11 protein-coding genes are annotated in these 15,414 nt (G+C 37.7%); 4 read left to right on the top strand and 7 right to left on the bottom strand.

Features of this window, described 5'->3' with window-relative positions:
- The first annotated feature begins 16 nt into the window (after window positions 1–16).
- Window positions 17–910, top strand: a complete 894-nt coding sequence (locus FJR37_RS20255) for an alpha/beta fold hydrolase (RefSeq protein ID WP_168466964.1) — start codon at window positions 17–19, stop codon at window positions 908–910.
- Between the two features lie 296 nt (window positions 911–1,206).
- On the opposite strand, the gene FJR37_RS20250 is transcribed toward FJR37_RS20255, so the two are convergent.
- Window positions 1,207–2,238: an AAA family ATPase gene (locus FJR37_RS20250; RefSeq protein ID WP_168466963.1), complete on the bottom strand. Its 1,032-nt coding sequence runs from the start codon at window positions 2,236–2,238 to the stop codon at window positions 1,207–1,209.
- Window positions 2,235–3,368 (bottom strand): DUF262 domain-containing protein, encoded by a 1,134-nt coding sequence (locus FJR37_RS20245; RefSeq protein ID WP_168466962.1) that lies wholly within the window; start codon window positions 3,366–3,368, stop codon window positions 2,235–2,237. Before FJR37_RS20245 ends, FJR37_RS20250 begins: the two co-directional genes overlap by 4 nt.
- Before the next feature lie 506 nt (window positions 3,369–3,874).
- On the opposite strand from FJR37_RS20245, the gene uvrA reads away from it, so the two are divergent.
- The 3 genes from uvrA (at window position 3,875) to FJR37_RS20225 (ending at window position 9,146) form a co-directional block, all read left to right on the top strand.
- On the top strand, window positions 3,875–6,817 hold the full coding sequence (uvrA, locus tag FJR37_RS20235; RefSeq protein ID WP_168466961.1) for an excinuclease ABC subunit UvrA: 2,943 nt from the start codon (window positions 3,875–3,877) through the stop codon (window positions 6,815–6,817).
- A gap of 104 nt (window positions 6,818–6,921) precedes the next feature.
- Window positions 6,922–8,115 (top strand): ATP-binding protein, encoded by a 1,194-nt coding sequence (locus tag FJR37_RS20230; protein WP_168466960.1) that lies wholly within the window; start codon window positions 6,922–6,924, stop codon window positions 8,113–8,115.
- A complete protein-coding gene (locus tag FJR37_RS20225) occupies window positions 8,112–9,146 on the top strand; it encodes a ParA family protein (protein WP_168466959.1) in 1,035 nt (344 codons plus the stop codon). Before FJR37_RS20230 ends, FJR37_RS20225 begins: the two co-directional genes overlap by 4 nt.
- Before the next feature lie 17 nt (window positions 9,147–9,163).
- On the opposite strand, the gene recG is transcribed toward FJR37_RS20225, so the two are convergent.
- The 5 genes from recG to FJR37_RS26575 form a co-directional block, all read right to left on the bottom strand.
- On the bottom strand, window positions 9,164–11,629 hold the full coding sequence (gene recG, locus FJR37_RS20220) for an ATP-dependent DNA helicase RecG (protein WP_168466958.1): 2,466 nt from the start codon (window positions 11,627–11,629) through the stop codon (window positions 9,164–9,166).
- Window positions 11,630–11,938: 309 nt separating this feature from the next.
- Window positions 11,939–12,778 carry a hypothetical protein gene (locus FJR37_RS20215; RefSeq protein WP_168466957.1) on the bottom strand — a complete coding sequence of 280 codons (840 nt, stop codon included), beginning with the start codon at window positions 12,776–12,778 and terminating at the stop codon, window positions 11,939–11,941.
- 438 nt (window positions 12,779–13,216) lie between these two features.
- Window positions 13,217–14,161: a translation elongation factor Ts gene (gene tsf / locus FJR37_RS20210; RefSeq protein WP_039201313.1), complete on the bottom strand. Its 945-nt coding sequence runs from the start codon at window positions 14,159–14,161 to the stop codon at window positions 13,217–13,219.
- Window positions 14,162–14,382: 221 nt separating this feature from the next.
- Complete coding sequence (rpsB, locus tag FJR37_RS20205; protein WP_039201314.1) at window positions 14,383–15,156, bottom strand: 30S ribosomal protein S2; 774 nt, start codon at window positions 15,154–15,156, stop codon at window positions 14,383–14,385.
- Window positions 15,157–15,207: 51 nt separating this feature from the next.
- Window positions 15,208–15,414 (bottom strand): hypothetical protein (locus FJR37_RS26575; RefSeq protein ID WP_217355347.1); only part of this gene is annotated, 207 nt, incomplete at its 5' end.

Here is a 15,414-nt window from a genome sequence, read left to right as displayed (position 1 = left end):
GAAATTTGATAGAAAAATGACAACTACAACTGAGCATTTACAAATTTTAGAAAAACGGGTTTGGATTTGGAGAGATTACCAAATTCAATATACTGTAATGGGTACAGGACAGCCTTTGGTACTAATTCACGGTTTTGGTGCGTCCATTGGTCATTGGCGCAAAAATATCCCGGTTTTGGCTAATGCTGGTTATCAGGTGTTTGCCTTAGATTTGTTGGGATTTGGTGGTTCTGATAAAGCTGTTATAGATTATAGCATGAATGTGTGGGCAGAATTATTAAAAGATTTTTGCAATGCACATATTCAAACACCAGCAATATTTATTGGTAATTCTATTGGCGCTCTTTTAAGTTTAATTGTTTTAACAGAATATCCAGAAATTGCGGCTGGAGGGGTCTTAATTAACTCTGCTGGTGGTTTGAGTCACCGTCCCCACGAATTAAATCCTGTGCTGCGAGTGGTGATGGCAACTTTTAACAAATTAGTGGCTAACCCAGTTACAGGTAAATTCGTTTTTAACCGTATTCGTCAAAAATCGCAAATTCGCCGGACTTTATATCAAGTATATAGCGATCGCACTGCTGTGACAGATGAACTTGTAGATTTACTTTATAGCCCATCTTGTGACCCAGGAGCGCAAGAAGTTTTTGCTTCTATTCTCACTGCACCTCCCGGTCCTAGTCCAGAGGAATTATTACCGAAGTTGGAATTTCCGTTATTAGTAATTTGGGGTGCAGAAGATCCTTGGACACCAATTACCGGCGCAAATATCTATGAAGCAGCGCGAGAAAATGGTCAAAATATTAAAGTTGTTCCTATTCCCGGCGCTGGCCATTGTCCCCATGATGAAGTTCCAGATATTGTGAATAGTGAAATTATTGATTGGTTAGGACAGGTAATTGATAATTAGTGATTTCTTAAACAGCAGAAGTTCAATAATTAGGCTATAAATCTCATGTAACTCCAGTAAATAGTGGAATAAAACATTGGATATTATGGATATAAGTCTATTTAGAGACTTCCAAATAAAAAAATGTCCCAAAACTGATGCAAAAATTCTCTCTCTGTGTACTCTGTGCCTCTGTGGTTCGTTTCTTGGGATAATTTATTTCTTGGAAGTCTCTTATTGAATTTTAATACCAATATAGCCAATCATAATTTCAGTTGGTTTTAAAGGATAAAAATACAATCTCCATGCACCCGGAGTCATGCGAATATGCAAACTAAATAATCTTGCTTCTCCGTTAGAATTTTAATTTCATTCATTTGACTTTGTATTTCAAAAAAGTGTAATTGTACATCTTCTGGCTTGATTTTGCCATCATGAACAGCAATTCTTATACCATTTAGAATATGATCACTGTGACTTTCAATGATTACTTGAATCCCATGATTTGCAGCTAAAGCTAATAATTGACCTAGTTGTGATTGTCCTTGAGGGTGAAGATGAGATTCAGGATTTTCAATAATTATCATTGTTCCTGGTTTAGAGGAAAGAATTGCTGTTAGAATGGGTAAAGAATAAGTGACACCAAAACCTACATTAAAAGGAGAATATTTTTTACTAATACCAAAAGAATATTTTAACGTGATTGCATTAGCAACTTTTTCAACATGGGTTTTAATATGAGGGCTAATTTCTCCCATCCAAGCATCTACTTGATCTTTTAAACTTTGGGATTCACTATGAGTATGACTTAACTCACTAATAGGAATATCTTGATTACCAAATTCAAATAAAAAATGTCCAGTATATTCTCCTTTTTTGCCTAATTGTCTATGTTTAATAACATCATTTTCAGATAAAGGATAGAATCCTGCTGGTGTAATTCTTTCTGCACCTAAATAGTGAAAATTATCGCTAAATAAATTAGATTGATTAATTTGAGAATCATTAACTATTGATGCAATTGGTAGTACATTTTTTTGAAAATCATAATTAAAATTCCAGATTGTTTGTTGATCATTTTCCCAAACAATACCAAAGCTAATTAATTCTTCGTCAGCATTTTCATATATAGCATCTTCACCAGTACCTATATACGCTATTTCATTATCAAGTTTTAGCCCATTATTAGGTAAATAATCTGTTCTATAAGCATAACGTAATAAAATCAATGGTTGAATTACAGAAGATTTACCTGTACTATTTAAACCAGAAATTAAGGTAAGAGGTTTAAAATCAAAATTTTCATCTGCAAATGCTTTGAAGTTTTTTAAATGTAATTTTTTAATCATGACAATATACTTTGAATAATTCCTTGAATATGCTTAAATCGCTCTTTGACGATGTTAGCATCTCCAGCACTTTTATATAAGATACTATCAAACTTACCATTTTCTTGTTCTTTTAATAAAACTTTAAGTAAATCTTCTTTTCTTTGTTTAAGAATATTGATTTCCTGATCATTTAATTTAGCCAGGTTAATTGACCATGCTTCCAGTAGTGCTTTATTAATAGGATATCTTGGTTTCTCTCTTGGCTTCCTAAATGCTTGTCCCTCAAATAAATCATGAGCAAGATTCATAATTAACAAAAATCTTTGTTTAATATTCTCTATTTCAGAATCATCCATTTGATTCATTTCGGTCATTTTTTTATCTAAAAAATAATCATAATCTTTGAAGGTCAGGTTATCTATATTACTTGTCATTAAAGATAAAACTTTTAAAATACATTCTTGATCAATCATTCTTTTATCTTTAATTCCCTTATCTGTTGTTTTTTTAAATTCTGGAGATTGAGAAAGTTCTTTTAATAAGGTTGTTATTTTATTTGGAGAGTTTTTAGCATAACGCATTTCTTGAGCAGAAAGTGCAGTTCCTCCTTGATTAATCCGTTTAAATATATTAAAACTAATCTCAGATGATGTTCCTCTTAAAATTAAATATACTGTTAATTTTGTTTCTTTAATTCTTCTTTTCCACCGAGGTGTCAGTTCTTGATAATTTTTACCATGTAAATCAGTGAAAAAATCTAATCCATTCAGATTAAAACTTTGATCAGTGACAAATTCCTTAAATGTTGTTATTCTTTGGATTCCATCTATGACTAACCATTGATCATCATTAGTTGCATCAATATAAAAAGCAGGTAAAGGAATTTGCAATAAAAGAGATTCAATTAACCGACTTTTTGCAGTTTTAGTCCAAATACCTTCTTTTCGTTGAAATTCAGGTGCTATCATTCGATGATTATTTAATCTGTCCAGAATTTGCTGTACGGTCATGATATTAGTTCCCATACTAATGCAAGTCGGATCAAATCCTTGAGAAAGCGTTGGTTCTTCTTCTTCCTCTTCAATATCTATATCTTCCTCATATTCTGAATTAATATTATTTTGTTGCAAATAGTTTGTTTCTGTCATAATTATATTCTTAAATTATTGCTTGTACTTCCTCTACTAAGTAATGGGACAGAATTAATTACACAATTGTTTTTTCTGTTCCCTGTTCCCTGTTCCCTGTTCCCTCTCTCAACGAGTGAATTTAATTTTGTCCGACTACTTAATGTATTTTTGCCCTCGACGGGATACCAAAATAAATCTCCATCTACAAATATATTTGGAGCATTAGCAAACAGATAATCTCAGTTTTGCTGAATTTCTACAAGAATAGGAAACTGAATTGTGTTATTTGCCACCAGTTGTCCGTCACAATCTGAGTAAATGACCTCTAGCTGGGCTGGTGCGGCGATTTGTGAAACCATAACTCTATCCTCAGCAAGATTTTTTCTAATTATCTACTAAATCAAGAAAATATAAAGTGATATCCTGGTTAGAAAATTAAGATGATTGATACTTTACTATAACCTGAGTAAAGATAGTATTATTAAGGATTGTTTCACTGTGTAACCTTTCCTTAGCCTGTCAATATGTCAGAAAACCTAGCTGCTTCTTTAAACGATGTGCTTCCAAACGCTCACAATAGCCAAAATACTATCCGCATTCGGGGTGCTAGGCAGCATAATCTGAAAAATATTGATTTGGAATTACCCCGCGATCGCCTGATTGTCTTTACTGGCGTTTCTGGTTCGGGTAAGTCTTCTTTGGCGTTCGATACCATTTTCGCCGAAGGTCAACGCCGTTATGTGGAATCTCTCAGTGCCTATGCTCGGCAATTTTTGGGACAGTTGGATAAACCCGACGTTGAAGCAATTGAAGGTTTAAGTCCGGCAATTTCCATTGACCAAAAATCAACTTCCCATAATCCCCGTTCAACTGTGGGGACGGTGACGGAAATTTATGATTATTTGCGGTTGTTATATGGTCGGGCGGGTGAACCTCATTGTCCCATGTGCGATCGCTCTATTGCCCCTCAGACCATTGACCAGATGTGCGATCGCATCATGGAACTTCCCGACCGTACCCGCTTCCAAATTCTAGCCCCTGTAGTCCGGGGGAAAAAGGGAACTCACCGCAAATTAATTTCTGGTTTAGCCGCCCAAGGATTTGTCCGCATTCGGGTAAATGGAGAGGTGCGAGAGCTATCAGATTCCATTGAGTTAGATAAAAATAACACACATACTATAGAACTGGTTATTGACAGATTAGTTAAGAAAGATGGTATTCAAGAGCGTTTGGTAGATTCCCTAGCAACTTGTCTTAAGCAATCTAACGGAATTGCCACAATTGAGGTATTAAAAGATACATTGGATAAGATGGCGCTGGAGCGGTCTGATAGTAAGTATATAGCAACTGAGGCAGAAAATCAAGGTATTTCCGCACAAGAATTACCCACAGAAATGGTGTTTTCGGAAAACTTTGCTTGTCCCGAACATGGTGCGGTAATGGAAGAATTATCCCCCCGGTTGTTTTCTTTTAATTCCCCTTATGGTGCTTGTCCCCATTGTCATGGGATTGGGACTTTAAGAAGATTTTCCCCGGAATTGGTTGTCCCTAATCCAGATTCGCCCATGTATGCAGCGATCGCTCCCTGGTCAGAAAAAGAAAACTCCTATTATTTGGAATTGCTGTATGCTGTCGGCTTGAATTATGGCTTTGAGTTACAAACTCAATGGGGGAAGTTGACACCAGAACAGCAAAAAGTTGTCTTGTATGGAGAAGAAAACAAGAAAACTACAGAAGAGAAAAAGCAGAGTTTCAAAGGTGTAATTCCCATTTTACAAAGACAGTATGAAGGGGGAACAGAATTAGTCAAACAGAAATTGGAAGAATATTTAATTGACCAACCCTGCGAAGTTTGTGGTGGGAAAAGATTAAAACCCGAAGCCTTATCCGTAAAGTTAGGACAATATGGAATTTTAGATTTTACCAGTGTTTCCATTCGGGAATGTCGGGAAAGAATCGAAAAATTAAAATTGAGCGATCGCCAAACCCAAATAGCCGATTTAGTTCTCAGAGAAGTTAAAGCCAGATTACAATTTTTATTAGATGTGGGATTAGATTACCTCACCTTAGATCGTCCCGCCATGACATTATCAGGTGGAGAAGCCCAACGCATTCGGTTAGCAACACAAATTGGTTCAGGACTAACAGGAGTTCTTTATGTTTTAGATGAACCCAGCATTGGATTACATCAACGAGATAACGGCAGATTACTGAAAACATTAACCAAATTACGCGACTTAGGAAATACCTTAATCGTCGTCGAACATGACGAAGAAACTATCCGCGCCGCTAACTATATAGTTGATATTGGTCCAGGTGCCGGAATTCATGGTGGAAATATTATTTCCGAAGGCAGTTTAGAGAATTTACTCAATGCTGAAGAGTCTTTAACTGGCGCTTACCTATCAGGAAGAAGAGTCATCACTACCCCAGCTAAAAGAAGAGAAGGAAATGGTCGCGCCTTAGCTATTAGAAATGCCCATCGCAACAACTTACAAAATATAGATGTAGAAATTCCCTTGGGAAAACTTGTTTCGGTTACAGGTGTTTCTGGTTCAGGAAAATCTACCTTAATTAACGAATTACTTTATCCATCCCTACAACATCATCTTCTCAAAAAAGCTCCCGCACCCAAAGATATAGATGAAATCAAAGGGTTAAACTGCGTTGATAAAGCCATTGTCATTGACCAATCACCCATAGGTAGAACTCCCCGTTCCAACCCCGCAACCTACACTGGAGTTTTCGATATTATTCGTGATGTCTTTTCCCAAACCGTAGAAGCCAAAACTAGAGGTTACAAACCTGGACAATTTTCTTTTAATGTCAAAGGTGGACGTTGCGAAGCTTGTAGTGGACAAGGTGTAAATGTCATTGAAATGAACTTTCTCCCTGATGTTTATGTCCAATGTGAAATTTGCAAAGGTGCGAGATATAACCGGGAAACTCTCCAAGTTAAATATAAAGATAAATCAATTTCCGATGTTTTGAATATGACAGTTGAAGAAGCATTAGATTTTTGTCAAAACATTCCCAAAGCCGTAACTAGATTACAAACTCTATTTGATGTTGGTTTGGGTTACGTGCAATTAGGACAACCAGCCACAACCTTATCCGGTGGAGAAGCCCAACGGGTGAAATTAGCCACGGAATTATCTCGACGTGCCACAGGAAAAACACTTTATTTAATAGATGAACCAACCACAGGTTTATCTTTTTATGATGTCCATAAGTTGTTAGATGTTCTCCAAAGATTAGTAGATAAAGGCAATTCCATTTTGGTTATTGAACATAATTTAGATGTAATTCGTTGTTCTGATTGGGTCATAGATTTGGGACCCGAAGGCGGAGATAAAGGCGGAGAACTGATTGCTGCGGGAACGCCAGAAGAAGTGGCAAAAAATCCCCGTTCTTATACCGGTCAATATTTACAGCAGGTATTAGCACAATATCCAGCGGTGGGATGATTTTTTCCCATGCAAAGACGGAAAAAAAGAAAAGAAATAAGAAGTGAGGCTATAATATTAATGCACAATAAAAAAGTAACGAGTTATGAATAAGGAGAAACTCAATGAATGATCAGGAGTTAGAAATTCTCCTAAATAATATGGAATCAGATCGAGTGGAACGTAAGGCTTCAATATCCGATAGAGGTAAACTTTGTGAAGCAATTTGTGCATTTGCTAACGATTTACCCAATCATCAAAAATCAGGAGTTTTATTTATTGGGGTTAATGATAATGGAACTTGTGCAAACCTGACCATAGATGATAAACTTCTGCTGACAGTTTCAGGTATGCGGGATGATGGCAACATTTTACCTTTTCCATCAACAATTGTCCAAAAACGCAATATTGGCGGATGTGATCTGGCAGTTGTAATTGTAGAACCATCGGATGCTCCTCCTGTACGTTTTAAGGGACGAGTTTGGATCAGAGTAGGTCCCCGCAGAGCTACTGCAACAGCAGAAGAAGAACGTCGATTATCTGAAAAAAGACGTTCCAAAGATTTACCTTTTGATTTAAGACCTTTAACATCAGCAAGTTTAAATGATCTCGATTTAGAAATTTTTCGTCGAGTTTATTTACCCTCATCTTTAGCAAATGATGTTTTGCAAGAAAATCAACGTTCAGTTGAACAACAACTCAAATCAATGCGGTTTGCCACAATTGATGCATTATCTAAACCAACTATTTTGGGTGTATTAGTTATTGGTAATGACCCTAGACAATTCGTTCCCTGTGCCTATATTCAATTTCTTCGTATTGGTGGTACTGAGTTAACTGATCCAATTAAAGATCAAAAAGAAATTGGTGGTGCGCTTCCAGATTTGTTGCGGATGCTCGACGAAATTTTTCAAGTTAATATATCTGTTGCTACTGATATTACAGCCCAACCAATTGAGTTACAACAACCTGATTATCCCATAGTTGCCTTACAACAATTAGGAAGAAATGCAGTGATGCACCGTACCTATGAAGGGACAAATGCACCAGTCAGAATTACCTGGTTTAATGACCGCATCGAAATTCAAAATCCTGGTGGACCTTTTGGTCAGGTAAATCGGCAAAATTTTGGTCAACCAGGGATAACTGACTATCGCAATCCTCATCTGGCTGAAGCAATGAAAAATCTTGGTTATGTGCAGAGATTTGGTTTAGGAATTGAACTTGCTCGTCAGCAACTTCTAAAAAATGGTAATCCCCCTCTGGAATTTACTGTGGAAGATGCCCATGTTTTAGTAACCCTGAAGAAAAAATCATGAATGCAAAGATTATTGCTTTCTTTAATAACAAGGGAGGAGTTGGTAAAACTTCCTTAGTCTATCACTTGGCATGGATGTATCAAGATTTAGGACTGCGAGTAGTTGCGGCTGATCTAGACCCCCAAGCTAACCTTACTACTGCTTTTTTAGATGAGGAACGCTTGGAACAAATTTGGTTAGTAAATAGTGAACCAACAACTGTCTTTGATTGTGTACAACCCTTATTAAAAGGTATTGGTGATATTGATAATCCACATTTAGAATATATCCAAGAATCTGAAAACTTAGCTCTTTTAGTTGGAGATTTAGCTCTTTCTGGTTTTGAAGATGAGCTTTCAGCACAGTGGCCTAATTGTCTTGGTGGAGGTGGACAAGAAAGGGCTTTCCGCGTAATTTCTGCTTTCTGGAGGATTCTCCAACAAACAGCCGTTAAACACCAAGCAAATGTAATATTGATGGATTTGGGACCCAATTTAGGAGCAATAAATCGTGCAGCCTTAATTGCTGCTGACTATGTTGTTGTTCCCCTTGCACCAGATTTATTTTCTCTCCAAGGCTTGCGTAACCTTGGACCCACATTAAGAACTTGGCGTGCAGAGTGGCAAGAAAGGTTATCCAAAACAAATTCTTCAGGTAAAAAAAGTTTAGCAAAGGATTTACAACTTCCCCAAGGAATAATGCAACCTGTTGGTTATATTGTTTTGCAGCACTCAGTTAGATTAGATCGTCCAGTCAAAGCTTATGAACGTTGGATTACTCGTATTCCCACAGTTTATAGAGAAGATGTTTTAGATCAGCCTGGTGAAAATATAATTTCTATCGAAAACGATCCCAATTGTTTAGCCTTACTTAAAAACTACCAAAGTTTGATGCCAATGGCTCGAGAAGCTCATAAACCAATGTTTTACTTAAAACCTGCTGATGGTGCTATTGGCGCTCATACTAAGGTAGTGAGAAATGTTTATGAAGATTTTCAAAAATTAGCTTATAAAATAGCCGAAAGGACACAATTTGAAATTCCCCAAATATAAAACATCCTCTAAGACAATTACGTCAAAATTGCTCCCCCCATTAACCGCTCATACCTATACCTTAACTCATCCTGCATTAATGGCCAACGCGCTAAACTTGCATCCATATCAATCACTTTTTCTGCTGCTTGTCGCGCTAACAGCAAAATGTCCTCATCTTCCACCAAACTCGCTAAAGTAAAATCTGCTACACCAGATTGACGAGTTCCCATCACCTCCCCAGGACCGCGAAACCGCATATCCATTTCCGAGATAAAAAACCCATCTTGGGACTGTTCCAACACCTTCAAACGTTGTTGAGCATCAGGGCTTCTGGTACTACTCATTAATAAACAATAGGATTGCGCTGCACCCCGTCCCACTCGCCCCCGCAATTGGTGCAATTGTGATAAACCGAATCTTTCCGCGTGTTCAATCAGCATAACGGTGGCATTAGGTACATCCACGCCCACCTCAATCACAGTCGTAGAAACAATGATTTGAGTTTCATTATCACGAAATTTATTAATTGCTTCTTCTTTTTCGGCTGAAGTCATGCGTCCATGCAATAACCCAACTTGAAAATCAGGAAACACACTTTCTTGTAACTTCTGATGTTCATCTACAGCCGAACGCAAATCTAATTTTTCTGATTCTTCTACCAAAGGTAAAACTATATAAACTTGTCTACCTTGGGCAACTTCTCGGCGGATTAAATCATAAGCTTGGGGACGTTGTTGTCCACTTAACATCGTGGTTTTAATTTGTTGTCTTCCTGGTGGTAATTCATCAATTTGACTAACATCTAAATCCCCATGTACAGTTAATGCTAATGTCCGAGGAATGGGTGTAGCCGTCATCGTTAAAACATGAGGTTGTTCGCCTTTTTGCTGTAACTTTGCTCTTTGTTGTACACCAAACCGATGCTGTTCATCTATAACAACTAAACCCAAACGTTGAAAATTAACTTTATCTTGAATTAAGGCGTGTGTTCCCACCAATAAAGGTAATTCACCTGTTTCTAATTGGGAATGAATTTCTCTTCTTTTTGCTACTTTTGTCGAACCTGTTAATAATTCAACTGGTAAATGGAGGAGATTAAACCAACTTACTAATTTACGATAATGTTGTTCTGCTAATACTTCAGTAGGTGCCATTAACGCCGCTTGATAACCTGATTGAATTGCGGCTAAAATAGCAATAACAGCAACAACAGTTTTCCCTGAACCAACATCACCCTGGACTAAGCGATTCATAGCTACAGGTTTTTGTAAATCGGTGAGAATTTCATTTACAACTCTCTGTTGTGCGCCGGTTAATTGAAAAGGGAGAATTTCGTCGAATTGTTCTAATAATTTGCCTGTGGGTGCAAGTATGGCACTGGTTTGAATTTCTCGCGCTTTTTTTTGGCGTTGCAGTAAGCCAAGTTGTAAGTAGAAAAATTCATCAAATACTAACCGACGACGGGCAATTTTTAAAGAGTCACTATCTTTGGGAAAATGAATATTAGGAATTGCCTCTTTCAATTCCATCAAAGCATATTTTTCTCGTAAACCTTTAGGTAAAGGATCTTTTAAATTCACTGCTGCTGTTAAAGCCGTCATTACAGCCTGTCTGACTGTATTAGCCATTACTCCTTCAGTCAGGGCATAAATAGGCACAACTCGCCCAATAGTTAGAGAATCAATGGTATCTCCTGGATTTGCCAAAACTTCTAATTCTGGATTATCCAAAGTTAAACCATATTTACCACCTTTGACTAATCCACAAGCCGCTAACATACTACCTACAGGATAGTTGCGTTTTAAACTTTCTTGCCAACCACGACTGCTAAAACGCGCACCTGCGTAAAAACGGGTAACTTTAATTTGTCCGGTATTGTCTTTTAAAATTAATTCTAAAATTGATAATTTCTTATTTTTAGGACTGGTGAAAAAGTTAAATCTTTTAACTGTCGCTATGATAGTTACTGTTTCCCCCCCTTCTAATTCACTAATATTCACCTGACGGGCATAATCAATATGATCACGAGGATAATAAAACAATAAATCCCGAACAGTATGTAAATCCAACCGCGCTAAACTATCAGATTTTTTAATGCCAATTTCTGGTAAATCTCTAAGTTTTTTATCCAGTGTTGGTGCTAATTTTTTACTAATTTCGGCAACAATTGGCGTGGTGGGATGTTGGTTTTTAGATTCGTAATTTATTTTGGTTTCTTCTGTTTCTAGTTCTTGTTGAAGTTGATTTAGATATCTTCTAATTTCTGCTACTAAGTGTTGTCTTTCTGGTAATGTTAAATTTGGATAGTTGGCAAATTCCATTCCTACTTGATGCCAGCGGGGTCTTTCTTTTGGTGGTAAGGCAGTTGGGAAATTACCAAAAGTCAAACACAGAAATTCACTAAAGCGATACTGCTTACCTATTAAATCTATAAAGCCTTTTTCTGCCTCAAACGCTAAGGCTTTATTTAATCTTATCCAATCGGGTGTTTCATTAGTCATTAGTCATTAATCATTAGTCAGTTGTCAGTTGTCAGTTGTTAAGAGGGTGTTTGGAAAGTTATGGTTGATGTATCAAATATTTTTTACCCCACCCTAACCCTCCCCTTGTAAAGGGGAGGGAACTGGATTTTTATTGTTTCCCCCCTTTACAAGGGGGGACTAAGGGGGGTAGCAATGTGATGAAAATTACGGAATACCACTTTTCAAACATCCTCTAAGAGAGTATAGAGTTTTGAGAGATAGATTTTTCAATAAACTATATAGTTATTAATCTTTAATTTTGCGTTTTTAATTCCCCTGCCCACCTACTTAATCTTCAAACCAACTGGCACGCCAAGCGGCTTCGGCTTCAGCAATTTTAAGTTCTCGTTGCCTTTTTTGATATTCTCGTCCTAGTTTATTCAATTGCATTAAAATATTGCGAATTGCTTTGCGTTCTGCCAATAGTGTCGCTTCAGCAAATTCTATTTCTCCTAGTCGTAAGTGAATAGCCATAATCTGAGTCAGGCTAGAATCTTCGGAATCTTCCTCATCACTAATTTCTATCACTAAGTTTAATAGATTGGGAGGGCTAGGTATCATATTACTAGAACCCTCTGAGGAAGCAGCAGCAGCGGTGGCAGCGACTAAAATCGGTTCTGGTAGTTTTTTGGGTAGGACTCCGGTTTTCTGGATTAAGATATTAACTGCTTGTGAGACTTTTTTCAAAGTTTCTTGAATTGCTTCTTCTAAATCTTGTTGCCATTCAACTAGTTCTACAGGGTTAGAAGGATCTAAGGCTTTAGGTTGTGGTTCGTTTTCTTCGTTCTCTTCTTCGATTTTCTCTTTTTCTTCAGTTTCTACAACTGCTTCCGTCTGGGTAACTTTTGGGGGTTGAATATAATTAATTAATTCTTTAGCGGCTTGTTGACTGAACTTACGAATGCCTTGTTGTAATTTTTGCCGCTGATTTAGTGATAAGTTCAGAAATTCATCAGGATATCCCTGGGTACACAGGTAATAACTAGCTAAAATCAATTGTTTTTGTAAGGCTGAACCCAGTATATGTATATATCTAGCATAGGCTAAATTGAGTTCGTAAGCGATCGCACTAATCGCCTCTTTTAAGTCAGTAATATCTTTTTCTATCCGTTCAATTGCTCTCGCCATAAGTTTAAGCTGGTTAGTTGTCAGTTGCTTTATATAGTACAAATATACAGAATTTTGAATAAATAATCATCATATAAAGCACAGGACAGCGTGTTATTTGTTACCTTAAGTTGACACCAATAAGCACTAATAAACCTCCGCGAAAGGTATCCAATCTTGTGGGATGGGCATCCTGCCCGTCCTTGTATTATTAGCAGTCAAGATGCTTGCACCACAAGACATTTTGGGACATTTTTTTATTTAGAAGTCTCTAAGAGGATGTTTGAAAAGTGGTATTCCGTAATTTTCATCACATTGCTACCCCCCTTAGTCCCCCCTTGTAAAGGGGGGAAACAATAAAAATCCAGTTCCCTCCCCTTTACAAGGGGAGGGTTAGGGTGGGGTAAAAAATATTTGATACATCAACCATAACTTTTCAAACACCCTCTAAGAACAAAATTACTTAGCACCAATTTGGGCAGCAACTTCATCAGCAAAGCTCATTTCTTTCCTTTCAATACCTTCACCGAGTACATAACGCACAAAGCGACTGACTTGAATTCCCTCACCAACTATTTTTTCTACTTGCTTCACCAAGTCTTCTACCGAAATACTTTGATCACGGATAAAAGGTTGATCTAGTAAAGTCATTTCTTTAAGACGTTTTTCAATTCTACCTTGAACAATCTTTTCTTTGATGTTCTCTGGCTTATTACCCAAGTCGTCCTTACCCATTTCGATGTCTTTTTCTTTGGTGACAACTTCGACAGGAATTTGGTCTATGTTAACGTACTCGACGTTAGGACAAGCGGCAACTTGCATTGCAGCATTCCGTGCCAAGTTTTGGAACTCTTCCTGGGTAGCCGGTGCATCGGTTTGAGAATTTAATTCTAATAGTACACCAACACGACCACCAGTATGAATATAGCTATCTACTATTCCTGGTTTGTCAGTGGTAAGAGAGAAATTCACAAAGCGCCGGACTTGAATATTTTCACCAAGAGTTGCAATTGTTTCTTTGATGAATTCATCAACAGTAACACTGGACTTTTCAGTATAGGGTTGAGCCAATAAAGACTCAACAGTATCAGCATTTGCAGCTTGTTTTGCCAGGTTCTTAACTAAGGCTTTGAAAGCTTCATTGCGGGCAACAAAGTCTGTTTGACAGTTTACCTCTATTAGTACACCGACTTGTCCATCAGGTCGAATGTAGGTGTCTACTAGACCTTCTGCGGCAATGCGAGCGCTTCCTTTATCAGCTTTAGCAATACCTTTTTGCCGTAGCCAAGTTGTAGCCGCCTCGACATCACCTTCATTTTCCTTCAGTGCCTTTTTGCAGTCCATCATGCCAGCACCGGTTTTTTGGCGTAGCTCCTGGACGAGTTTTGCAGATATTTCCGCCATATTGCCTCAATTCTTAACTTGACAGATACAAATATTATTCAAGATTATCAGACTATCAGGACTCATTTGAAAATCATTTAAGAGACTTCCAATCAAAAAAATACCCCAATCTTTAGTATAGATTTAGGGGTTTAGCACTGCCAAACCCCTACTTATTTGCCAGACTACTAAAAAATTGGCTAATTTATTCTTTGGTACGCCTTAATCCCGATCACAGATGCTTATGCTTCGTCTTCTGACTCAGTGCTATCACTTTCATCATATTCATAGTCTTCGTCAGCGTAATCATCGTAGTCTTCTTCTGCTTCTAGCTGACCATGACGACCTTCATAGATAGCATCTGCTAATTTACCGACAATTAGCTTAATTGATCTAATTGCGTCGTCGTTGGCTGGGATCGGAATATCTACAACGTCTGGGTCACAGTTGGTATCCAACATGGACACAATCGGAATCCCCAATTTTTCGCATTCTTGAACTGCGTTATATTCCCGCTTCTGGTCAACAATAACCACGATATCGGGAACTTTCCGCATATTTTTAATGCCGCCCAAATATTTTTGTAGCTTCGTCATTTCCCGACGCAGCATGGAGGCTTCTTTCTTGGGTAATAAATCCAGTGCGCCGCTCTCTTCTCTCCGTTCTAAATCTTTGAGACGCTCGGCTCTGGTTTTAATGGTTGCCCAGTTGGTGAGCATTCCACCCAACCAACGTTGGTTAATGTAGTGAGAACCGCAACGGAGTGCTTCTTGGGCAATAATTCCGGCTGCTTGGCGCTTAGTGCCAACAAACAGGAATTTTTTACCTTGCTCTGACTGGGTTCGCATATAGTTATACGCGTTATCCATCAACTGGGCTGTTTGTACCAAGTCAATGATATGTACACCATTTCGAGAGGTGTAGATATAAGGAGCCATTTTGGGGTTCCAACGTCTGGTCTGATGACCAAAGTGAACGCCTGACTCCATCATTTGAGCCAAGGAAACTACTGGCATATTTTGTTACTCCTATTCGGGTTAAACCTCCATCTAGGTGTATTTCTCAATTTAAGAAACACCCGAATTCCCAGATGTGCGGATTTTAGACAACTGTACTAGGGTAACACAAATATGTTGAGTTTTGTGGTGAACTTGGATTTTTTGTAAAAGGTGTACGGTGTACACACAAGCCGATGTACAAAAAGAAAATATATAACAGGTGACAGGTGACAGGTGACAGGTGACAGGTGCTACGCATAATTTAGTATTTATTTT

The organism is Aphanizomenon sp. UHCC 0183, assembly GCF_009712065.1.
GTDB lineage: Bacteria > Cyanobacteriota > Cyanobacteriia > Cyanobacteriales > Nostocaceae > Dolichospermum > Dolichospermum heterosporum.
Note: the sequence above shows the minus strand (reverse complement) of the source record. Positions and strands in the feature narration are given on the sequence as shown.